The organism is Marinoscillum sp. (genome assembly GCF_965229915.1).
Lineage (GTDB): Bacteria > Bacteroidota > Bacteroidia > Cytophagales > Cyclobacteriaceae > Marinoscillum.
The window spans coordinates 1,260,258-1,282,776 of sequence record NZ_CBDDJZ010000001.1; the positions used below are offsets into that span (position 1 = coordinate 1,260,258).

At 44.6% G+C, this 22,519-nt stretch carries 15 protein-coding genes; 4 read left to right on the forward strand and 11 right to left on the reverse strand.

Annotation, left to right across the window (positions count from 1 at the left end):
- Positions 1-67 precede the first annotated feature (67 nt).
- Entirely contained in the window at positions 68-2,182 is a 2,115-nt protein-coding gene (locus ACO067_RS05360; protein WP_421871582.1) for an alpha-glucuronidase family glycosyl hydrolase, read from the forward strand.
- 18 nt (positions 2,183-2,200) lie between these two features.
- Positions 2,201-3,736 (forward strand): alpha-N-arabinofuranosidase, encoded by a 1,536-nt coding sequence (locus tag ACO067_RS05365; protein ID WP_421871584.1) that lies wholly within the window; start codon positions 2,201-2,203, stop codon positions 3,734-3,736.
- Between the two features lie 122 nt (positions 3,737-3,858).
- On the opposite strand, the gene ACO067_RS05370 is transcribed toward ACO067_RS05365, so the two are convergent.
- The 5 genes from ACO067_RS05370 to ACO067_RS05390 all read right to left on the reverse strand — a co-directional run bounded on the left by ACO067_RS05370 (position 3,859) and on the right by ACO067_RS05390 (position 15,571).
- Entirely contained in the window at positions 3,859-6,366 is a 2,508-nt protein-coding gene (locus ACO067_RS05370; RefSeq protein ID WP_421871586.1) for an FtsX-like permease family protein, read from the reverse strand.
- Positions 6,367-6,434: 68 nt separating this feature from the next.
- Positions 6,435-8,204, reverse strand: a complete 1,770-nt coding sequence (locus ACO067_RS05375) for a glycosyl hydrolase (RefSeq protein ID WP_421871588.1) — start codon at positions 8,202-8,204, stop codon at positions 6,435-6,437.
- A 174-nt stretch (positions 8,205-8,378) separates the two neighbouring features.
- Positions 8,379-12,431: a two-component regulator propeller domain-containing protein gene (locus tag ACO067_RS05380; RefSeq protein WP_421871590.1), complete on the reverse strand. Its 4,053-nt coding sequence runs from the start codon at positions 12,429-12,431 to the stop codon at positions 8,379-8,381.
- Between the two features lie 108 nt (positions 12,432-12,539).
- Complete coding sequence (locus tag ACO067_RS05385) at positions 12,540-14,423, reverse strand: sialate O-acetylesterase (protein ID WP_421871593.1); 1,884 nt, start codon at positions 14,421-14,423, stop codon at positions 12,540-12,542.
- A 5-nt stretch (positions 14,424-14,428) separates the two neighbouring features.
- The gene (locus ACO067_RS05390) at positions 14,429-15,571 is read right to left on the reverse strand and encodes a glycoside hydrolase family 26 protein (RefSeq protein ID WP_421871595.1); all 1,143 of its coding nucleotides are present in this window, start codon (positions 15,569-15,571) and stop codon (positions 14,429-14,431) included.
- Positions 15,572-15,883: 312 nt separating this feature from the next.
- On the opposite strand from ACO067_RS05390, the gene ACO067_RS05395 reads away from it, so the two are divergent.
- Positions 15,884-16,573 (forward strand): SIMPL domain-containing protein, encoded by a 690-nt coding sequence (locus ACO067_RS05395; protein WP_421871597.1) that lies wholly within the window; start codon positions 15,884-15,886, stop codon positions 16,571-16,573.
- On the opposite strand, the gene ACO067_RS05400 is transcribed toward ACO067_RS05395, so the two are convergent.
- The 6 genes from ACO067_RS05400 to ACO067_RS05425 all read right to left on the reverse strand — a co-directional run bounded on the left by ACO067_RS05400 (position 16,554) and on the right by ACO067_RS05425 (position 21,451).
- Complete coding sequence (locus tag ACO067_RS05400) at positions 16,554-16,868, reverse strand: putative quinol monooxygenase (protein WP_421871599.1); 315 nt, start codon at positions 16,866-16,868, stop codon at positions 16,554-16,556. The genes ACO067_RS05395 and ACO067_RS05400 overlap by 20 nt on opposite strands.
- Positions 16,869-16,888: 20 nt before the next feature.
- Positions 16,889-17,389: a hypothetical protein gene (locus ACO067_RS05405; protein ID WP_421871601.1), complete on the reverse strand. Its 501-nt coding sequence runs from the start codon at positions 17,387-17,389 to the stop codon at positions 16,889-16,891.
- A 69-nt stretch (positions 17,390-17,458) separates the two neighbouring features.
- Complete coding sequence (locus tag ACO067_RS05410) at positions 17,459-18,781, reverse strand: serine hydrolase domain-containing protein (protein ID WP_421871603.1); 1,323 nt, start codon at positions 18,779-18,781, stop codon at positions 17,459-17,461.
- Positions 18,782-18,833: 52 nt separating this feature from the next.
- Entirely contained in the window at positions 18,834-19,649 is an 816-nt protein-coding gene (locus ACO067_RS05415) for a hypothetical protein (RefSeq protein WP_421871605.1), read from the reverse strand.
- Positions 19,649-20,695, reverse strand: coding sequence for a proline iminopeptidase-family hydrolase (locus ACO067_RS05420; protein WP_421871607.1), 1,047 nt, complete (start codon positions 20,693-20,695; stop codon positions 19,649-19,651). Before ACO067_RS05420 ends, ACO067_RS05415 begins: the two co-directional genes overlap by 1 nt.
- A gap of 57 nt (positions 20,696-20,752) precedes the next feature.
- A complete protein-coding gene (locus ACO067_RS05425; RefSeq protein WP_421871609.1) occupies positions 20,753-21,451 on the reverse strand; it encodes an RDD family protein in 699 nt (232 codons plus the stop codon).
- A 349-nt stretch (positions 21,452-21,800) separates the two neighbouring features.
- Between ACO067_RS05425 and ACO067_RS05430 the strand changes: the two genes are divergently transcribed.
- A complete protein-coding gene (locus ACO067_RS05430; RefSeq protein WP_421871611.1) occupies positions 21,801-22,505 on the forward strand; it encodes a cupin domain-containing protein in 705 nt (234 codons plus the stop codon).
- The last annotated feature ends 14 nt before the right edge of the window (positions 22,506-22,519 follow it).

Here is a 22,519-nt window from a genome sequence, read left to right on the forward strand (position 1 = left end):
AAGTAATTAACAAATGATACTTTACACAATCGGTTGCGTAATCGAATGTAATTATTATCTTGGCATTATGAAAATCTCAATACAAATCCTTTTCATCACAGCATTCTTGCTGATTTATCAAAAAACTACCGCGCAGGATGGTTATAAGCTTTGGCTTAGGTATGATCAGATAACCAATCCAGAGTTGTTAGATGAGTTTCAAGCAACCATTGGCACCTACACAGTCAGCGGCACATCACCAACCCACCAAATAATACGCAATGAACTTGAACTGGCGCTGCCTCAGTTGCTCGGAAAACCAATCTCAGCTGCGGATGATGGCTCCATTTTAATTACCAAAAATCATCCTAAATTCATATCCGATCTTAAAGATCTGGGTGAAGATGGTTACCTGATCAAGAAGGTTGATGATCAAATAATAGTTACCTCTGATTCGGATATTGGACTTTTGTACGGAACATTCGGCTTGCTTCGTCATTTACAAACCCAACAATCCATCAAAACAATTGACATAGTATCCCAACCGAAAATCCAACGACGCATCCTCAACCACTGGGACAACCTCGATCGAACCTCTGAACGCGGATATGCTGGCTTCTCTATTTGGGACTGGCATAAGTTACCTTTATATATAGACCAACGATACCTCGACTATGCACGCGCAAATGCTTCCATCGGGATAAATGGCGCTGTGTTAACCAACGTAAACGCCAATGCGCTCATTTTAACACCTAGCTACCTTGAAAAGGTAAAAGCACTTGCAGATGCATTCAGACCTTACGGCATCAAAGTTTACCTGACCGCACGATTTAGTGCCCCTATTGAGATTGGAGGTTTAGAGACGGCCGACCCACTAAACGATGAGGTGATTAACTGGTGGAATGAGAAAGTGGAGGAAGTTTATAACTACATACCAGACTTTGGAGGCTTCCTGGTAAAAGCAAACAGTGAGGGTCAGCCGGGGCCACAAAACTACGGTCGGTCTCATGCCGAAGGGGCTAACATGTTGGCCAAAGCACTCCAGCCATTTAATGGGATCGTGATGTGGCGAGCCTTCGTTTACAGCAACGAAGAGCCCGAAGATCGTGCCAAACAGGCATACAACGAATTCATGCCTTTGGATGGAAAATTTGAAGAGAATGTGGTCATCCAGGTGAAAAATGGAGCTATAGATTTCCAACCAAGAGAGCCCTTTCACCCCCTTTTTGGAGCCATGAAGCAAACACCTTTGGCTATGGAGTTTCAGATCACACAGGAGTATCTGGGCCAGGCAACGCAGCTTGTCTATTTGGCACCAATGTACAAAGAAGTGTTGGATAGCGATACCTATGCCAAAGGTGAGGGATCAGAAGTATCCAAAACCATAGACGGCACTCTTTACAATCATGATGTAAGTGCCATAGCAGGAGTTGCCAATATTGGCACCGACCTCAACTGGACAGGACACCCGTTCGCCCAGGCTAACTGGTACACTTTCGGTCGGCTGGCGTGGGACCACTCCTTGTCGTCAGAAAGTATCGCAGATGAATGGATACAGATGACCTGGTCTCAACAGAAAGCGGAACTCGAAACCATCAAAGAACTAATGATGACTTCATGGCCAGCTTCTGTTAATTACATGACACCTCTGGGGCTACACCATCTCATGGGCACCGGACATCACTACGGTCCAGCACCATGGGTTGATAACTTGCCACGTGCCGACTGGAACCCAGTGTACTATCACAAAGCAACCGCGGATGGAATCGGTTTTGACAGGACCCGTACAGGTAGTGATGCGGTAGATCAGTACTTCCCAGCAGTATCAAATGTATTTAATGACCCTAACAAATGTCCTGAAAAGTATTTGCTGTGGTTTCACCACTTATCTTGGGACTATGAAATGAAGTCAGGTAATACGCTGTGGAATGAAATTGCACTTCGTTATCAAAAAGGAATTGATCAGGTGCGGAATATGCAAGCCAAGTGGAACTCACTAGAAGATGCCATCGATCCCAAAAGACACACCCAGGTAAAAATGCTTCTGTATATCCAGGAGCAGGAGGCTATCTGGTGGAAGGACGCCTGCTTGTTATACTTTCAGCAGTTTTCCGATCGTGCGATACCTGACACCGTTGAACCTCCAGAAAAAACACTTACTTATTACAAAAGCCTTCGGTTTCCTTATGCTCCCGGGCACTAGTATCAACTTAAAAATGAAATGATGAGAGCACTTTTCTTTACTCTTTTAGCCTTCGTTTTGGTTACTTCTTACAGTCAAAACCAAATAAAACTTTATCCTGAGCAATCTCAAACTCAGATAAGCAAACACATCTATGGCCACTTTGCAGAGCACTTGGGTCGCTGTATATATGATGGTATGTATGCCGGTGATAGCTACGACATTCCCAAAACGGATGGAGTCCGGAACGACGTAATTGATGCGCTGAAAAAACTTCAAATTCCTAACCTTAGATGGCCTGGAGGGTGTTTTGCCGACACGTATCACTGGAAAGACGCCATAGGGCCAAAAGACCAGCGTAAACCCATTGAAAACACCTCATGGGGCGGTCGGGAAGACAACAGCTTTGGCACCCATGAGTTTCTCAATCTCTGTGAACTATTAGATGCTGAGCCATATCTGGCTGTAAACATGAACACGGGATCTGTTCAAGAGGCGGTAGAATGGGAGCAATATGTCAATAATGCTAACGGCAGCAGTTACCTGACCGATCTACGAGAAGCCAATGGACGTGAGAAGCCCTGGAACGTAAAGTACTGGGGAATCGGAAATGAATCCTGGGACTGTGGTGGCGATATGACCGCTGATTATTACTCCAATCTATACAAGCGCTATGCAGTAGCCATGACAAATTATGGTAATACGGATGGTCTATTTAGGATTGCTGTTGGGCCTGGTCAGCCGGATTATGAATGGACTGAGACCATCATGAAACAGGTACCCGCCAGACGTATAGAAGGTTTATCTATTCACCACTATTCAGTGTTCAACTGGAGCAACAAGGGCTCATCCTATGCCTTCTCAGAAGAGGAGTATTTTAAAACCATGAAGCGCGCCTGGTTTATGGAAGAGTTTATTACCAAAAACAGTGTGGTGATGGATAAATACGACGAAGAAAAGCGTGTGAAACTCATTGTAGATGAGTGGGGAGGTTGGTACAACACCATGCCGGAAGGCAATGGGGCACTCTACCAACAAAACACCATTCGTGATGCGATGATCGCTGGCATGACGCTGAACATCTTCAACAACCACGCCGATCGGGTGCACATGGCTAATCTGGCACAAACAGTAAACGTGCTACAGGCAGTGATTTTAACCAATGAGGAGAAAATGATCCTTACCCCAACTTACCATGTGATGGAAATGTACAAAGTACATCAAGATGCCCAGCTCGTACCTCTAGAAATAGAGAGTGCTAGTTATACAATGAATGGGGAAAGTATCCCATCGGTCAGCTCATCAGCATCACTTGACACGGAAGGTAAGTTGCATATTTCTCTAACCAACATCGACCATCTGAATGAACAGGAAATAACAGTAGACCTTGGATCTATTCAGTTGAATAAAGTCACTGGGAGAATTTTAACCTCCGCGCGAGTACAAGATCGTAACACCTTCGATCAACCAGAAGAAGTCACTCCTGAGACATTCAGAGGAGCAAAAATCACAAAAGGTAGTCTCAAGGTGACCTTACCAAAAAACTCAGTAGTAATACTTGAGCTTTCTAAATAGTTAAGTTTTATTTTTGATTGAGCCTCGCCAGCGTGTGCTGGCGAGGTATTTTTCATCTCATCATTGATAATCCTCTCACGATCTGAAACACCAACTTGGAGCTGAGTGCTTCTGCGACTTAACTACTCATTTCGCAAGGAATTCACTGGATTGGACCGAGCAGATCGCAAGGCATAATAAGCTACGGTAATGGAGGAAATAAGGGTTACCAGCATTCCTGCTAACAGCAGAATCCACACTGAATTGTTGACTCGATAGGCGAAATTACCCAGCCATTGGTCCAGCCCCCACCAGGCTACAGGCAAGGCGATTACCGCTGATATCAAGACCAATCGGATGTAGTCTCGGGACAGCAATAAGATAATATGGCTGATGGTGGCCCCCATCACTTTACGTATCCCTACTTCTTTGGCTCTTCGCTCCACCACAAATCCCATCAGTCCAAACAACCCAAGACAACAAATGAATACTGCCAGTGCCGAGAAGAGTATAAATAATTTGCCAGTAAGCTTTTCTGCTTCATAAAACTTAGCCATGGATTCATCCAGAAAACTATAGACAAATAGCTGATCTGGTGCATACTTTAGCCACAGAGCATCCAGAGCATCAATTGTTTCAGACATCTCATGCGGACTCACCTTGATAGTAGCTGAGCGGATAGCGTCAGGGAAGTTTTCAACGGACATTAGAAATGGACTGACCGGAGTATGAAGCGAGCTATAATTAAAATCATCCACCACGCCAATGATCGTCAGGTGCATATCGCCATTTGACACCACCTGATCTACTGCTTCATCAGGGCTGTATCCGAGTGATTTGGCCGCCGTAGCATTGATAATAATATTGATGTTGTCACTTGGTTCTGCTATGCGCTTTGCTTCACTTTCCCTGAAATTGCGACCAGCCAATAGATTAATACCATACACTGGAATAAAATGTTCGTCAGCATCCAGATGAGTCATATTCACCCAGTTCTGCTGCTCGTCAAGGTTACGAACAGATATACCAGACCTTATATTTTCGAAAGGAAAGCTAGTTATAGAAAGGTCATGAACACCAGGAATCTCTTTTGCCTCCCGGACAAATACATCAATTTTCTCATCAGAGAATGGCAACTGTTTAACACTGATAAGCTGATCCTTGTCAAAACCTAAAGGCTTGTTGGCAATGTAATGCATCTGTCGATAGACAGTAGTAGTACCAGCAATGAGTATAACGGCAATCACAAACTGACCAACTACCAATACATGGCGCAACTGTTGTTTCCCCCTTCTAACCGTGAACTTCTGAAAAATAGAAGACGGTCCAAAGTGTGACAAGTACAAGGCCGGGTAGAATCCAGACAGCATCCCGAGCACTACTGGTGTGAGACCCAAAATCACTAGCGCCACTGGAGTCGTATATAACTCCATGGAAATGGACTTGCCTACCATTTGGTTGAATAATGGAATGAATAGCTGCGTAACGGGCAGAGCGATCAATAGCGCTAACATACTGATCAAGGTGGACTCTAATAAAAACTGACGAATCAGATCTGCCCGACTGGCGCCAATCGTTTTGCGAATACCTACTTCCATGGTGCGATAAGACGCTTTCGCTGTAGCCAGATTCACAAAATTGACGACTGCCATTAACAGTATGAAAAACCCTACTATGGCGAAGAAGTACACGAAAGATTCGCTGGAGTTAGCTTCAAACTCATCTGCCAAATTAGACTGCAAGTGAATGGATGTAAGCGGCTGTAAGAAATACTGATAGTAGTTGCCCGCATCCAGCCAGGCCTGATAAGTACCATCGCCAGCACCTTGATTGCGCTCAGAGATTTCATTGATTTTCTCTTCCAGCAAGCCCAGATCCGTGTCTTTGTGTACTTTGATATACGAATAAGTGGCCCAGGTACCCCAGGAGGTAAGTAACCACGGAGGAAGCGGAAAGGCTTTGAAACTACATAATACCTCATACGAAAAGTGACTGCTAGGCAGAGGGTCAGCTATGACCGCTTCTACAACCAACAGTCGATCCTCATCTTCAAACGTGGCATGGAACAGCTGACCCACTGCTTCCTCATCTGCAAAGTACTTTCTAGCGGCAGACTCAGTAAGGATGATTCGATCCTTGCGTTTAAACATATCGTTGGAGATCTTTCCACTGATCACAGGAGTATGAAAAATGTCAAAAAACCCGGAATCTACCGCCACAATTCGTTGCTCTTGCATTTTATCATCCACTGGTGAAAGGAGATAATCTCCCCAGATCATCCGTGTGAAACTTTCCACCTCCGGAAGCTCATCGGTGATGGTTGGGGCCACAATGGGTGCCGTAATCGCCCATTTCTTCGACTGAGTGGGATAAATTCTATTGAGTGCAATCCGCTGAATATTTTCTGCACCCGGGTGATGCTGATCATATGACAGCTCGTAATCCACATATGAAATAATGATCAAACAAGCCGCCAGACCAATAGCCAGACTGGCAATGTTCAAAAAGGAATGCAGTTTGTGCTTGAGTAGATTTCTCCAGGCGGCGGTTAAGTATTGAGTAAACATAGCAGTAGTGTTAGTGAAAGATACTTCATCTGAGACCAACACAGTGCCACTACTTGTATATATCTGTTTTTCAGATATATACATGATAAATGAACACATCAAACTGTTTCACTATGAAACAACTTATGTTTCACTTTCTCACAAGCATCTACTTACTCCACCATTACTTTTAAGCCTCTGGCTCCCTGGTCAGTCCAAAGTCTGATGAGATAGGTCCCCTTCGTTAACATCCGTAGATCCATGGTCTTTCGAGTACCAACTCCAGTCGTCCTCACGGGCAGTTCTAATCCCTGCAAGTCGAATAACTGAATTTTCTCAATAGTCTCTCTCTTGGACTCGATGTACAAAAAGTCGGTTGTGGGATTGGGGAATGCTCGCACCTGCAGCTGAGAACTGATACCTAATGGTATTACCTCTTCATCTGGAAAGTCTGGACTCTCATATTGATAAAAATCCGGCAACTCATCCAGCGTAATCACATAATCATGTTGATATACATCTATTAGATGATCCACTTCATTTTTCTGGCCATCCATGATGAAGTCTCCACTCCACACCATGAACCAGCTCCAACGGGCTTTTTGCTTGTCCAGCTCATCGGGAACTGGGATCGTCCCGGTTTCCGAAAGCGTGATCACTTTGCTCCCTTCATGAATACCTGCCATATCATCAAACATGCTGAAATTGGTAGCGTAGTTGCCGTCTTCCAGGTAGATATCGGCTCCAATGATATCTACATAACCATCTCCAGGGTACCAGTCCAAAGCTTCTTCAGAGTTAGTACCAGTCCATACCCAAATCAGGTTATCCAGACCATGTTCATTGGTCATCCGATCATACATGAGCTTCCACAGCCATACGCAGACGTCAGGTCCCTTGCTACCCCACCAAAACCAGCCTCCCTCGGCCTCATGGAGCGGTCGCCAAAGCACTGGGACATCCGCCGACTGTAACCGTTTCAGTTCCTCGGCAATCACGTCGATATCCCGTATGATCAACTCATATGCTTCTGAAGTCTCATCATTCATAGCCTCAGTGGGATCAAAAGTAGTAGCATAGGTGTAAAAACCACTCCACCAGGGTGCATCATCGGTATCCAGCAGATCTTTGGGTGCATTCCAATGCCACATCATAGAGACAATACCCTGCTGCTCATTCCACCATTCCAGCGCGAGATCAGTTTCTTCTGAGGAGGTGCCGTTAGCCACACGGCTCGGAGAGTAATCGATGAGATCAAACCCTTTAATTGCCGGCAGATGACCTGTTTTAGCATTTAGGTAATCCAGTTCCTGATCTCCTCCAGCATTGGCTTGCTGACCTGATATCACTCGGTGACCGTAATAGTCTCTCAAAAAAAGATAAAGAGTGGCCGCTTCAAAGCTTGGATTTGGATGAATAAGCTCATTGGGGTAGTGATGTATTTCATTGGGAGTGGTTGGTGTCACCCGCACATAATCCACTTCAAAATACCCCCAGTTTTTAACAATTTTGATTCGATTATTTTCTTTATCCAGCATCACCTTGCCAAAGTATCCCTCTTCAAATGACTGGGACGATGGAAAGATTTGACTACCGGCATAGCTCCCATTGACATAGATATCGTTGGTTTTCTCCCCGTTTGGTGCGGCATATCCAACCCACAGATCATACAGACCCGCTCCGGAAACAGTAACCGGAATGGAAACAGCATCTCCGTCATTGTCAAATCCCGTGACGTAACCATCTCCCGAATATCCAGCCCGAGAGTTGGCAATTTCCGTACCGGTGAGTGAGCCGCTTTCGGCTTCAAAGGTTTGTGCTACACTGCTCAGTGTCAGGCAGCATATTCCGAAAAAAATCAACGTTCTATTCATGGCCGTAATAAGAAATCGGGTGACGATTGCCACCCGATTCAACAATATTCCCTTAATATGAAACAACATGCACAATCAGTTATATATCTGAAGAGGTCTGATTGTTATTTATTCAATATTAGATGTTTATGAGCTACTCATAATGCATGTTTTGCATTCATGTGGGGGTTAAAATGTATTAATTATAAGTAATCCCCGGCATAGCAGCAATTAACCACCATCATATCGTACAAGAGTCACAGGTTATTTTTCCTGGCGCTCGGCTGCTGCAGCTGCATATTTCGATGGCAGCATCTTATATGCTTTCTTAAAGTACTTAGTGAAATACTTCGGATTGTTGAATCCGACACTGTAAGCCACTTCTGCTACGTTCAGCTGACTTTTTTCCAGCAATGCTGCAGCGCGTTTGATTCGCACTTCCCGAATGAACTCAATAGGCGTCTTGCCAGTAATCTCCAGTGTCTTTTTATACAATTGCCCACGGCTGACGGCCATCTCACTACTTAGCTCCTGCACGGAGAAATTGGCATTGGCAATATTGGCCTCCACCACATCCAGCGCTTTGGCAATGAACTTCTCATCCAGTGAAGTGATCTCTATTTCTTTTGGTTTAGCTTCTACACGGTGTTCCTGCGCATGAATCAGCTTTTGCAGCTGGATGGCAGATTTGATCGTCTGCACGAGTATCTCAAAGTTGAACGGCTTAGTAATGTACTCAATAGCTCCTGCTTCAAAACCTTCCAGCTTCTGATCATCCGAATAGTGGGCGGTGAGCAAAATGACCGGAATATGAGCTGTACGTGGATCGTTTTTGATTTTTTTGCATAGATCTATACCATTGAGCTCCGGCATCATGATATCAGTAACTACCAGATCTGGCAAGTTATTCAATACCTTCTTCCATGCCTCCTTGCCATTAGGAGCTTCATAGATATTGTAAATGGTTTTTAAGTTGTCCTTGAGATAAAAACGGAAATCCGCATTGTCGTCTGCCAGCATGATTGTGGCATTGTTGTCCTGATGGATTAACGGCTCACCTTCACCTTCCAACTCATTGATCACATCATGCGGCTCCATATATTCGGTGAGTTTCTTCATCGGCAGCTCAAAGATGAAGCTACTACCTTTCTCAACCTCGCTTTCCACCCAGATGTTGCCATCGTGCATTTCCACGAATTCACGAGTAATGGATAGTCCTATTCCACTGCCATGATTGAGATTTTGTGAGGCTTGGCCATCTACCTGAAAGAATCGATTGAATACCTCCTTTAGTCGCTCAGCGGGTATGCCTATTCCAGTATCTTCCACACTGATCCGGATTGTATGCACATCCTCTCGATATGCCACATCCTTCACCGTCACATCAATCTTCCCTCCAGAGTGGGTGAATTTAAACGCGTTGGAGAGCAAGTTGAAGAGGATTTTTTCCATTTTATCCCGATCAAACAAAGTCAGGAATTCATTCATATTGGAATGAAAATGCAATCTCACTCGTCGGTCGTTGGAAAGATCTGAAAACGACTCAGTAATGCTCCTAATAAACTCCACCAGATCACCTGTGGCCAGGGAAAGCCGATGTTGATTAGCCTCCATTTTTCTAAAATCCAGGAGTTGATTTACCAAAGTCAGCAACCTTTTGGCATTGCGATAGATCATCTGGTAATGCTTGGAGGTGCTATGGTCAGTGCTAGTCTTCAACAGGCGCTCGATTGGCGTCATGATCAGCGTCAAAGGCGTCCTGAATTCATGGCTGATATTGGTAAAAAACTTGATCTTCATCAGATCCAAATCGTGAAGCTGTTGAGCCTCCAGCTGCTCCTGTGCCACCTTGGCACGAAAGCGCTCCTTGTCGATAATGGCACGTCTCGTAAAATACAATCCGATGGCCAACAGTACCAGGTACACCAAATATGCAATCGGCGTTTGCCACCATGGAGACTGAATCTGGATGTTCATAATCCGCGACTGGCTATCCCAGCGCTGGGTCTGATCACTGGCCATCACTTCAAACTGATAAGTACCAGGGTCCAGGTTGGTATAGTTGGCTCGGTGGATGTTTGGCCGAACTACCCACTTATCGTCAAAGCCAAGCAATCTGTATTTATAGTTGATATTTTCCTGACGGTAAAAGCTCAGCGCTGTAAACTCAATGGTAAATGAATTTTCATCGTGTGCCAAAACGAGTTCCTCTGTGTTGTTGAGACCATTTTCAAACCATACCTGATCATTAAAGGTGTCACCAGGTTTGATTTGATGATTGGAGATCAGGAAGTTTAGAAAGACCAGCTCATTCTTGTTCTCATCTACTTTGATTTTGGCAGGATCGAAGATGTTAAGTCCGTTTTTTCCTCCAAAAGCCAGGTCTCCATTGTGGAGCTTCAGTACAGACCGTTCATTAAAAACATCACCCTGCAGCCCATCTGATATATCAAAATTGTGAAAAACAGGTTCGTCTCCTTTAAAACTCAACTTGGACAGACCCTTCGGTGTGCTCAGCCAGTAGGCCCCTTCGTCATCCTGACTGGTAGCCGCTACAATGTTCTCTGGCAGCCCGTCTTCTTTAGTGAAGAACCGAAACTTACCTGTTTTTTGATCATATCTACTGAGCCCGTACATAGTACCAATCCACATGTTGTTATCACGATCGCAGAAGATATGCAGTATGGAGTTGTTGCTCAGCGATTCAGAATTTCCTGTTTCCCTCAGAATGTGACGGATGGTATCTACCTTTGGGTCCACTACCTCCAGACCATAGCCAGTACCGATCCACATTTTGCCATCCTGATCTTCGCAAAAACTAGTGATGTAGTCTGAGTTGATCAGCTGATTGTCCAGTCCATAATGCTGGAGCTTTTTGAAATTTCTATCATAGACATCTACGCCGCCTTTGAGAGTACCAACCCAAAGACGATCCTGCGAATCCAACAGCAGGTTCCACACGCTGTTATCAGAAATGGAATTAGGATCGTTTTCATCTTTGTAAAATGCCGTAAACTTCTTACCATCGAAGTAATTAAGTCCACCAAAATAAGTCCCCAACCAAAGTCCGCCATCAGCAGCCTTACTCATACTTACCACAATGTCTGTGCTGATGCTATTCGGGTCTTTTGGGTCATGTACATGATTGGTGTATTCACCCGTTTTTAAATTGAAATAGGTCAGTCCTCCTCCATCGGTACCCAGCCACAGGTTGCCCTGCTTGTCCTCTACTATTGGCCAGATATCATTGGCATTGGTCGGATGACCCGATAGCTGCTTGTAGAAATTGAAAGAGACAGCCTCTGACGAGAAGTAATTCACTCCACCTTTGTTGGTCCCTAACCACACCAGCCCATTATCATCCTGAAATAGGGAAATGATACTATTATGACTCAGCGACTTGGGATCTGATGGATTGTTAACAAAATTGGAGTAGTTCCAATCCTTCTTGTCAAACATGGTCATTCCCCCATGATCTACTCCGATGATGATTCGATCATTTTCATCTTGAATTACTCCGGTCACCAAATTGGAGCCCAACTCTTTCGCATCAAAGTGGCGATGATCTTTGGTTTCTGGCTGATAGTAGCAAGTCCCAAAAGAACTGTTGGTACTGTAAAACCAATACCCTCCGCTATTGTCCAGAAAACTGAGAAGCCCATTGATGCTACGCAGATGCTCAGGATAGTTTAAAAATGTGGTATTGTTCTGATTGGTCACATCCACAAGTTCAATCTCTCCATCAGAATGAATTAGTGCCATATTCCCATAGGTATCCTTGGTGATGCTAGTCACATCCCGATAGGACCCGCCAAAATGATAAATGGTCTGTTCTTTGGTGAGGTATTTTTTCACCCCTACATCATCTATCACAAACCAATAATTGCCTACATCATCTTTGACAATATCGGATAGGTTGTAGTTGTTAATCTGAAGTTCATCGAGCATTTGGGTGATGTCCACAAACTGCTCACGGTGGATGTCATAGGCAAACACGCCGTAGTGTGACTTCAGCCAAATACGATGATCAGGTCCTTCCTTCAGCCATACCACATTGGGGTCGCTGGGTGAGTAGGGATTGCTTTCATCAAATTCGAGCACTTCAATATTGTGACCGTCATACCGGTTCAAACCAGAACGGGTCCCGAACCACATGAAGCCAAAATCGTCTTGAAAGATGGTGCCAACTCGGTTGTGCGAAAGTCCATCACGAATGTCCAAATGTTCGAACCGGATCTGTGGGGTTTGGGCTGTGGCATACTGTCCCAACGACAGCATGAGTGCCATAAGGCAGAATGCTGGGTAATACTTCATCATCTTCAGGGGTAGGGTTTCTTCTATACAATTTAATGAATTTGATCTTTGGGTGGAAGATCAAATTCTACAAATTCAGCTTTTCATGGGTCGAATATTTCATTTGATTACTTATTTCAATTTTATTTGAAAAGGCACCGCTGGCAATCCTTCCTGATTGTAGAGTGGAGCCTCTGGATTATCTCCCCAGGCATAAGACACTGCCTTGGGAGTCTTTACATTCTCTGAGGTTACAATCACCTGGTCTCCGACAATCCTGGCCTGAGCCCAATACCAGTTATTGGCATCATCTGCCACTGCAAAGCCATTCAAAGGACCAGTGGATTTAAGTCCTGAACCAACATGATCAAATGAAAGTATCACTCCTTCCCGATCTGTAGTAGCTTCCTTGATGGATGGCCCTGAATAGACCACTTCATCGCCATAGCTCACTTTCTTAGCTGCAAGCCACAGTCTGGCACCAACATCCTGCTTGTTTCTAGGATGAATATCATCCGGGTTTCCAATGTCGATAGTGACGGCCATAGCAGTCTTCGGCAATGCCAAGGTCTGCGTCTGTGCTTCCCTCAACTCCGCCCAGTCACTTGCTACTGGCTGATCTTGTCGCTGCATGAAGTTGGCAAGTTGCACGTACAAAAACGGAATATCTCCCCACAGCTTGCGCCAGTCACCAATCATATTGGTAAATAGCTGACGATAATACTGCGGCTTGTCGGCGTTGGATTCTCCCTGGTACCATATCACACCCCTGGCAGTATATCCGCCAATCGGTGCAATCTTCGCATTGTAAAGAAAAGATGGCATCTGAAACATTTTGACTGCCATAGGAATGTCCGGTTCTATATCGCTGGAGTACTTCCAATCATGCTCCAGTGAGTGCTTGGTACCGTTTATTTCCAGCCACATCTCTCCAGGTCTACCAAAGTACACATTGTTGTCCCATGAGTTAGCCACCCGGTAGGTGATCACATTTTTTCCAGCTCGAACTAACTCTTTGGGGATTTCCAGTGGCTGGATGTCATCGCTCCACTTTTTAGTCCACAGCAGCTCCCCGTTGTAGAAGACAAAAGCTTCCTGTACCACATTGCTAATGTAAAGCTTGATATCCTTGATCGTGTCAGGAGACAGGTTCACCTCTCTTCGCAACCAGGCCAGGTCGGTCATTCGACAGTTGCAAGGCAGGTCCAGCCTCTCCCAGTTGCTATCATCGAAATCCACGTTTTGTGCACCCGTGGCAACTGCTCCTTCCTGATCGCGCATCAGCTCCCACTTGCGGGCATCCTTTTTTTGGTTGATGGCTTCTAACTGATCCCAGGGCATGCTCGGATTCATGATCGTGTCAGCAATGTCTTCGTATCCAGGAGTGTTCGTTAAGGTTTCCAGTGATGTCCATGCTTCTGCCGGTGTACCTCCCCAATGACTTTCTACCACACCCACCGGCACGTTTTTCTCCAGGTGATTATGCTTAGCAAAAAACCACGCAACTGCTGAAAATTGAGGACTGTTATCGGGATTGGCAAGCAGCCATTCGCCACCAGAAACATCCTGCTGAGGAGATGAAGCAAATGTATTAGGCACTTTGAAAAAACGAATGTTCGGATAATCACTATCCTTCACTTCTTCCTCCCAGTTGTTGACGTTCCACTGAAGCTGCCACTCCATATTGGACTGGCCTCCAGCTATCCACACATCACCAACCAGGACATCTTCGTAGGTTATAGTGGAATCTCCAGATACCACCATCAGAGTGTAAGGACCTCCTGCTTTCCGAGCCTTGAGATAGGTCTCCCAATAGCCCGTTTTATCAGCTTTTACCTGTTGCTTCTCAGCATCCAAAGTGACGCTCACCTTTTCTCCTGGCTCCGTCCATCCCCATACTTTGGTTGGTTGATTTCGCTGAATGACCATGTGGTCTGCAAACAGTCTTGGAAGCTTCAGCTGACTAAATACTAGTGTGGATAGTAAAATGAAAATAGTTGAAAAAAATGCTTTCATGGTCGTTACTTAATTGCTTTTCCTTTTTTGTAAGGATTCTTCATGTCTTGTTGAAAGTAGGTCATGGTATCAGCACTGAACTGCTGGAAATCCGGTACACTCGGATGACCCGGATACGGCGCGTAGTGATGTGTGGTATTAGCATTTCGCCACACCAGCACCCAGGCAATATCAATGTCTTCTGCATTTGCCTTGATCGGATTGAGAATGATCTGAGTAAACCAATCCGCTCGAGAAACACCTTCCAAGCCCGTTTCTGTTAAGGCCGCCACTTTGCCTTTATCACGTGCTATTTTAGTGATCAGCTTCAGTGACTCAATGAACTTTTTGGCTTGCTGTTCTTCTGAATCCGGACCTCCTACCCGACCAACATCTCCATAATTATCTATGCCAATGATGTCCACATAATCATCACCAGGATAGCCCCACAAATAGTTTTGCTCTGGAATGGTATCCAACCGCAAGCGACTCCTGTCTGGTGAAAATGCATACAATATGTGATGTATTTGCTTTTCCTTTTTCAAGTAATCTACCGTGTAGCGATACAGGGCTATATAGTCCTCTTCAGTTACGTTGCCTTTCCCCCACCAAAACCAATCACCATTATGCTCGTGCCATGGCCGGAATATGATTGGAATGGGTGAAAACCATGTTTTCATGGAATTGAACAATTCCGCCAATAAGTCCAGTTGCTCAACAAACTCTGCATGTTTGGATCCTCCTGGAAGCAGATCCTGTACGGAAGGAGTTTTATCCCAGCTATTGCCTCCAGTGGTCAGATTATCCAGATGCCAGGAGAAGGTATTGATGGTTCCCATTTTATAGGCTTTCTTCACCCATTTGCGCATGTTATCAAACTTGACCTGATCAATGTTGGCGTCACTATTGAGTCGACTCCCAACATCCCAACCATGCACCGCTGGAAAGCTTCCAGCAGTCTCTTTTACATCAGACCCTCCTTTGATTTCCTTCCAGCCTACACCATATGCCAGATCATCCTGATGGCCAAACATAAATCCCTGTCGGGCTATCTCATGGAGATTTGTTAGTAAATCAGCGGTTTTTTGAGTGGCTTGATCGTCTATGGGCTGCTGGCCAAAAGTAGCTACAGATAGGGCGAATGCCATTCCTATCAGACACGTTTTCATTCTGCTCATCCTTAGGTTGTTCTAAAACTGGTTCAATCACATCTTCGGGGTGACGGTAAAAAACCGGGAATGAAATCATCCCCGGCATCACCAAAAATTTGAAGAAGTGTGATTGATTCTTAATAATAAGGTGTCATAACCACATAATCACTCTTTGTGAACATTTGAACTCCCTATTGAAGTGATTTATGGCAGTATAGTGGACGCCTGACCAGAATCTGGCAATAGAAGTGTACATACCGCCGGGGTTACTAATTGCATGCGAAATGTATTAAATACAAATTATTCTTAACATATTACTATTTCATCGCCATGAAACAACTACTTCTTTTGTGCCTGCTGGCACCCTACTTTGCTGTTGCTCAATACGAAGACCGATCCATCACTGTATATGGAAATGCGGAACAAGATCTGGAACCAGATCAGGTCGTCATGCAGGTCACCTTTACCGAATACGAAAAGATCAAAAACTCGGAAATTGAGCTTAAAGAAAACAATTTCAAATTGACGCTAGCCAAGTGGAAGATCCCTCAGGAACATGTGGAGATAATCGACTTCAACAGTTATAAGTATGTCAACAAGGTACGAATCATCAAAATCTATGAAGTGAAGCTTTACAATCCCAGAATTGCCAATCGGCTGATTCTCGATCTGTACACTTCTGGTGTAGAGTCGGTTCACATCTCAGAGGTGAAGTACAACAATCGAGATAGTATCCAACTGGAAGTAACGCGAATGGCTATCGAAAATGCTCGCAAGAAAGCGACCATGATGGTTACCTCGCAGGGAGATCAGCTGGGCAACACCCTTTCTATCAAAGAGTTTGGTGCCGAACGATTAGAGTCGGAGTATGAGTCTTACTCTTACGCTTCTATATTCGACTACAGAGCACGTCTGAATGCTACTGGAGCAGTCAGTCGAGCGGTGAGCGAACCGGAGGATTTTGCAGTAGAAAAGGTCAAAATCAACTCCAAAGTACGAGTCACTTATCAGTTGGAGTAGTTCTGCTGGCCACGAGATGGACCGTGCGTACTAGTGGTTCTTCGATGCACATCGGATAGAGTCTCTCTACAAACTTGCGACAGTAGGCACTTTCCTGATGAAGCTGCTGTGCCGCTTCATCTTTGAATGCCATCACATGAGTGAATCTGCCGGGATAATCCTCATCTTCAAATGAGTGATAGTAGTGGGTGTCCGGCTCATTAGTCTGGATACCCAATACCAACTCCTCGATTAGTTTAAGGGCTTTCTTGATCTGATGCTGTTCTACTTTAAAGTCGATAATTACATGGATCATTCTAATAAAATACAAAGAAATCACCAGAGGCTCAACTTACCGGACTTGGCACCTTTCTCTTGTAGGTATGTAAGCAACTCTACTGAGTCTTCGCCTCCTCTTTCGGCATGATGCACCAATGTAAATCCATGTGGTCCAGCACTATTGATCAGTTGTGGGTATTCTTCAAGTATGGGTTTTACAAGGTTGGTTTTGCCCAACATGGTCAGCGCATGAATAGTAGGACGGGCACCTTGGTCCAGTAGGAAGTTCACTATGGCTTTGTTTCCCACATGACCGCCAGCCCCTATTCCAGTTTCAAAGTCGCCACCACCCCAGTCCCAGGAGCTGTAGATGAGATTGGGAAATTCTTCCAATAGTCCCTTGATCTTTTCCAAATCACTATGAGAGGCACCTACAAACTTGCTTACCACCTCTTTTTGATAGGCCGCCGGTTTATCTTGACCTAGAATGGTATTGGGTGCCACAAAAAGGCCAGCCGAAAAAAGTCCGGCACCTTTGATAAATGATGATCTTTTCATGATGCTGTTAGTTGGTTAATGAATGCGAACGCAATCAGATCGATACTGATCAACCTTTTACATCAGTGGTTACTCCCTCTTCAACTCAAACTCCCCGCCACCCTGCTTGAGAACCATTGTTTCATTCTCTGGATCAAATTCTAGTTTCAAACCAGCCTGGTCAAACTTGAACTGATGCTCTGCAAAGCAGTCCAGCGGAAAAGAGGACTGACCAGTAGCCTGAGCCATTAATGTAGTACCATTCTTGGTGATGGTGATTTTCATCGGAAAAGTAGGACTCGAATAGACGCCCAGATACTTATCCAAATCTGCACTGGTCAGCTCAATCGATGGAGCGAATTCAGGAAGCTGGTAATCCATACCAAAGTAAATACTCAAAACACCAATCAGAATGTCATTGACGGGCATCACCACGCCATTGGTTACATAAGCTACTGATACCTTTTCATTGGGAAAGTAAAAGGCATTAGACTGAAAACCGTCAATTCCACCGGTATGCCCATAAGCGCGCTTATCGTAAAACGGAACCTGAAGCAAGCCCAGACCATAGCCATCTTCTATTTCCATCATCAACTTCAGCGATTTCTCAGAAACGAGCCTCTTGTTAAAAAGGGCATTCAAAAATAGATTCAGCTCCCCAGCCGTAGCGTTAATTGCTCCTGCGCCGCGCGGTACCGATGGATCGGTCAGTGTGGCCTTTTCCCAGCCATCTCCGCCCCGATAGTACGAATAAGTATCGGTACCATCTCCTTTGAGCTTCTGCGCATAGGTAGCTTTGGTCAGCTTTAGTTTTTTGAAGATTCGCTGATCTAGTAGCTGGCCAAAAGAAACACCGGTCACGTCTTCTGCAATAAAGGTCAACAACACGTAATTCGAATTGGAGTAAGCCGCCTTAGAATCAGGCTCAAACGCAGCTTCATAGCCATAGATCTTTTTCAGTTGCTCTTCTTTCTTGATGGGCTTTTCCATCCAAAGTGTATAATCTGCCTCATCGGTAAGGCTGAAAATACCACTTTTATGACGCAGCATCATTTCCAGGGTGATCTTATCTGCATTGGTTACCTTGGGATAAAATTCACTGAGCTTTTGTTCCAAACTCAAACTCCCATCTTCAACCAGCTGCATGATGATGGTGGCAGTGAACGTTTTAGTAATGGAGCCAATCCGATAGGTAGATGATGGTGTTGCTTTAATTTCTTCCCCTACGTTGGCATAGCCGATGGCCTTCTGATATACTTCCTTTCCATTCTGAAAAATAGAAAGACTTCCCATGCCTTTATCGTTTTCCTCTATTCGATCCAGAAAAGTGTTCAGCTTTTCCGAATCAAAATCCTGAGCAAGAGCTGCAGCAGATACACTCAATAATGAGAGAATTAGTACAGGTAATTTCATGTCGAGTAGTTAGGTTCAACTAAAAGATACGAAAGAATAGCGTGAAAGATACTTAGTCAATCAATTCCTGCAGCTGTTTCTGCAAACGATCATCCACCAGATCATCCACTTTACCAGATGTCAAATTCAATCGCTTGATGATGGTTGGTTCACGGTATTCATCAATTTCTCCATTTCGGTCCTTATCCCGTGACATGTTCAAAAGAATCTCTGCCGAAGCATGCGGCACATAATAAGTATTCAAACTCAATCCTTCAAAAGCTACTTGTTTCAAAGTAGCTGTTTGTAGGTCATAAAGCCAAAAGGACTGCAGATCCGCACCATCCAGCTTACCGTTTTTATTGGTGTCCTTTGTTGTTCCGCTGATGAGCAAGTAAAGCCGACTATTAATCTCACGGTGCTCAAATTGGGTCAATAGTACTTTTTCAGCAAATACTGGCGTTTTTCTATCTGCCGGGCGATTGTACAAAATGATGTTATTGAAATACCCAGAGTAACTGTGGTAACCATAACCTTTTGACATGGACAGATCCAGCAATGCCTCTGTCTTACGCCTTCTGATCTGTTCAGGCTCTTTAAGGTTGACTTGTGAAACAGGAATTAAGTACAGCGACTGTAGTGTGTCAATCAATCTTGGCGTACCCAGCGTTAGCTCTTGCTTGCGGATGAACTCCTCAGTGTTCTCCTTGGTCTCGGTTGAGTCCCTATCAACAATCAGGGCATTGTCAGGCTGGTCATTGAATCGGAAATTGCGCATCACTTCATTGATTATCAGTCCACCCATAAAAAGGACGAATAAGACCAAAGCTACTACTGCTATAGTACCGAGTACTGCCAGTAATTTTTGATTGTATCGTTCTAGCTTCATCAATTCATGCTATTTTGATTAACTGAATGAATAAAGTCAACCAGTCCTGAGAAGTAGGTTTGCTGATCATCGTACATGGAAAAGTGACTGCCTTCCGGACAATGCAAGTACTGACCATTGGGGACCGTTTCAGCAATCATTTTCATATGCTCCGGATCCATGGTATCGTGTGCTCCTCCTATCGAAAGTACGGGCACGGTGATTTTTTCCAGGTCAGCCGTTCGGTCCCAATTCTTGAGTTTCGCATCACCGACTATTCCAAATTCGCTCGGACCCTGCATGGTCACATACATGTCTGCGTTGATGTTGGCAAAGCCTCGATTAACCGGATCTGGCCATTCGCTCATCGGCATGCGCAAGACATGTCTCGGATAGTAGTGCTCATAAATTAATTCAGTATACCTCGGATTCGCATAGTCTTCGTTGGCCTCTAACTGTCGAATCTCAGCAAGAACTACCGAGTCCAGTTGTGGTCCCAGCACGTTATTCGCATAGTCCACATATTCTGGGATACTGGCCATCATGTTGGAGATGATCAATCCTTTGAGGTTTTCCTGATACTTGAGGGCATATTCCATTCCCAGGATTCCGCCCCAGCTATGGCCGAGTAAGTAAAAATTGTCTTTGTTAAGCCCCAGTGCCTTACGCACCTGCTCCACTTCTTCCACAAATCGATCGATGTTCCACAAACTAGTATCCGAAGGCTGATCGCTGTAAGCTGACTCTAACTGATCGTAGTAGTAATACTCAATACCCGCCTTTGGTAAGAACGAATCAAAGCACTCAAAGTACTCGTGCGATGCTCCAGGGCCTCCGTGGAGTAAGAGCAACTTCATTTTGGGATTGTTGCCTACACGTTTGGTCCAGACATTGAAAGTGCCGCTCGGAGTCTCAATAGGTATCATGCGGGCACCACCGCTTAGCTCAGATAGTGTGCCGGAGTAGTCAAGGTAGTTATCGGAAGATGTCTCAGACTTGATTGGTTTTGGGCTATAACAACCAGAAACGATTCCAGCAGCCAGCCATAAGGTGATTAGGTTCTTCATGGGTATGTTTCTTTGTGGATGTTCAAGCTAAGTGTTATTGCGAGAGATTGCAAGCATTCACTCCCTGACCACCACTGTACCGGCGATGTAATCTGGTATGGATCGAGACTTATCATCAAATAGCATGCTCACAATTTCCATCACCGTCCAACCCCAATAAACGATTTGCAAAATCATGATAACAATAACCACTGCTTCAGCTGCCTGATCTCGATAGATTGCCATGAACAAAATATTTAGCCAAACCACCATGATGTATATTACTGGACCTATATCTCTTAGAAAAGCTTGTTTCATCGTTATCCTTGACTCTTTGGCATAATCAATCACTTTGATGGACATAGCCATTTTACCCAGTGTCTGACCGTACTGGGCATGCATGAATACGGAATAGAAATATGGAACACCTATTGCTATGAACCCAAACAAAGAGGTGATCCAGGCAGGCACTGGAATAACACCAACTAAGCCAGCGCAACCAATGAACAAAAACAAATCGATAACGGCCGCAACGAATCTCGGTCCGGTAGTCTGAAATCGCTCGGCTGCTTTGTTTTCTTCTTTTCTCTGCTCCTCTTTCTCCTGAATGGAAGAAGCCCTTTCAGCCAGTTCCTTACTAACACCCTCGCGCTTTTCTAACTCCCAGATGGTAGCCAACTTTGCTGTCTCCTGATGTTCTTGGCTAACACTTATTCGCTTGAGTTCATCAGTAGATTTCTTTTCAAACTTGGATGAGAAGATGTTCCGCTTTTCCAATGGCAACTAGTTAATCGTGACTGGCAATAATAATTCTTTTGTACTGCATTTCTTATCTTACTAATCATGAAGGCAAAGGAAAGCACATCGGAAACCCGCCGGCAGTTGACCAAATTTCTAGCATTGAGCCCCCTATTGGTGTAAACCAACAATCCACTGAGATAGACTCCAAATAGTACTAAAAAACCTTCATATTCTTTCAATTTCCGCCATTTTCCGTACTTGACCCTGGATTTAGTTGACTCACATGGCAAAAAATTGTATTCTTAAAATGCCAAAAAAAGTGCAAGCACCGTGAGTCTACGGCAAATGCACACATGTTTTACAAATCACTTACCTAATGAATTTAATGAACAAACTATCATTGATTGCTGCAGCTTTCATTACGCTTAGTATGCTCTCTTGTGGACAGCAAGACAAATCCAAGGAAGTTGCTTCCGAGCAGCATCCACACAGCCACGGTGGAGACTCAGATGGTCACACGCATGGATCCTCTGCAGCAAAAGAAACCTTCTCTATTGAGAAATTGGTCGATGAGGTAAAAACTGTGCCTGATTCGATTATTGAATACCTACATGCCCAGCATCACCAACATAAGGTATTGGAAAGGAGAACTGTACCCTCAGGTTACGAAACCAAAAATCTGAAGTACTGGAAGGACTATGCCGCTAAGGTCGAAGACCTGCCCGCGATCAATCCGGGACCAGGCGAATATGTACACGTGATGGAAGGTTACAAGCATGGCTATCAAAACCTGGTAATCGGTATTACTGAAACTTTCCCAGGAGGAGCGCCTCCTATGCATACACATAAAGGCGAAGAATCCCATGTATTGCTCGATGGGGAGATTTTATATGCACTGGGAGATACCATATTCACCATTTCTGCGCCATATATCGTCAATATTCCACCCATGGTGCCTCACGCCTTCAAAAATATTGGAGAGGAAACCGCCAACCTGGTGGTGATATTCCCTACAAATGTGTGGGAGTATGACGTACTGAATTACTTCCCCTTTGAGGACTATGATAATAAAGGAAACAAAATCAACTAACAGAATAAATAGAA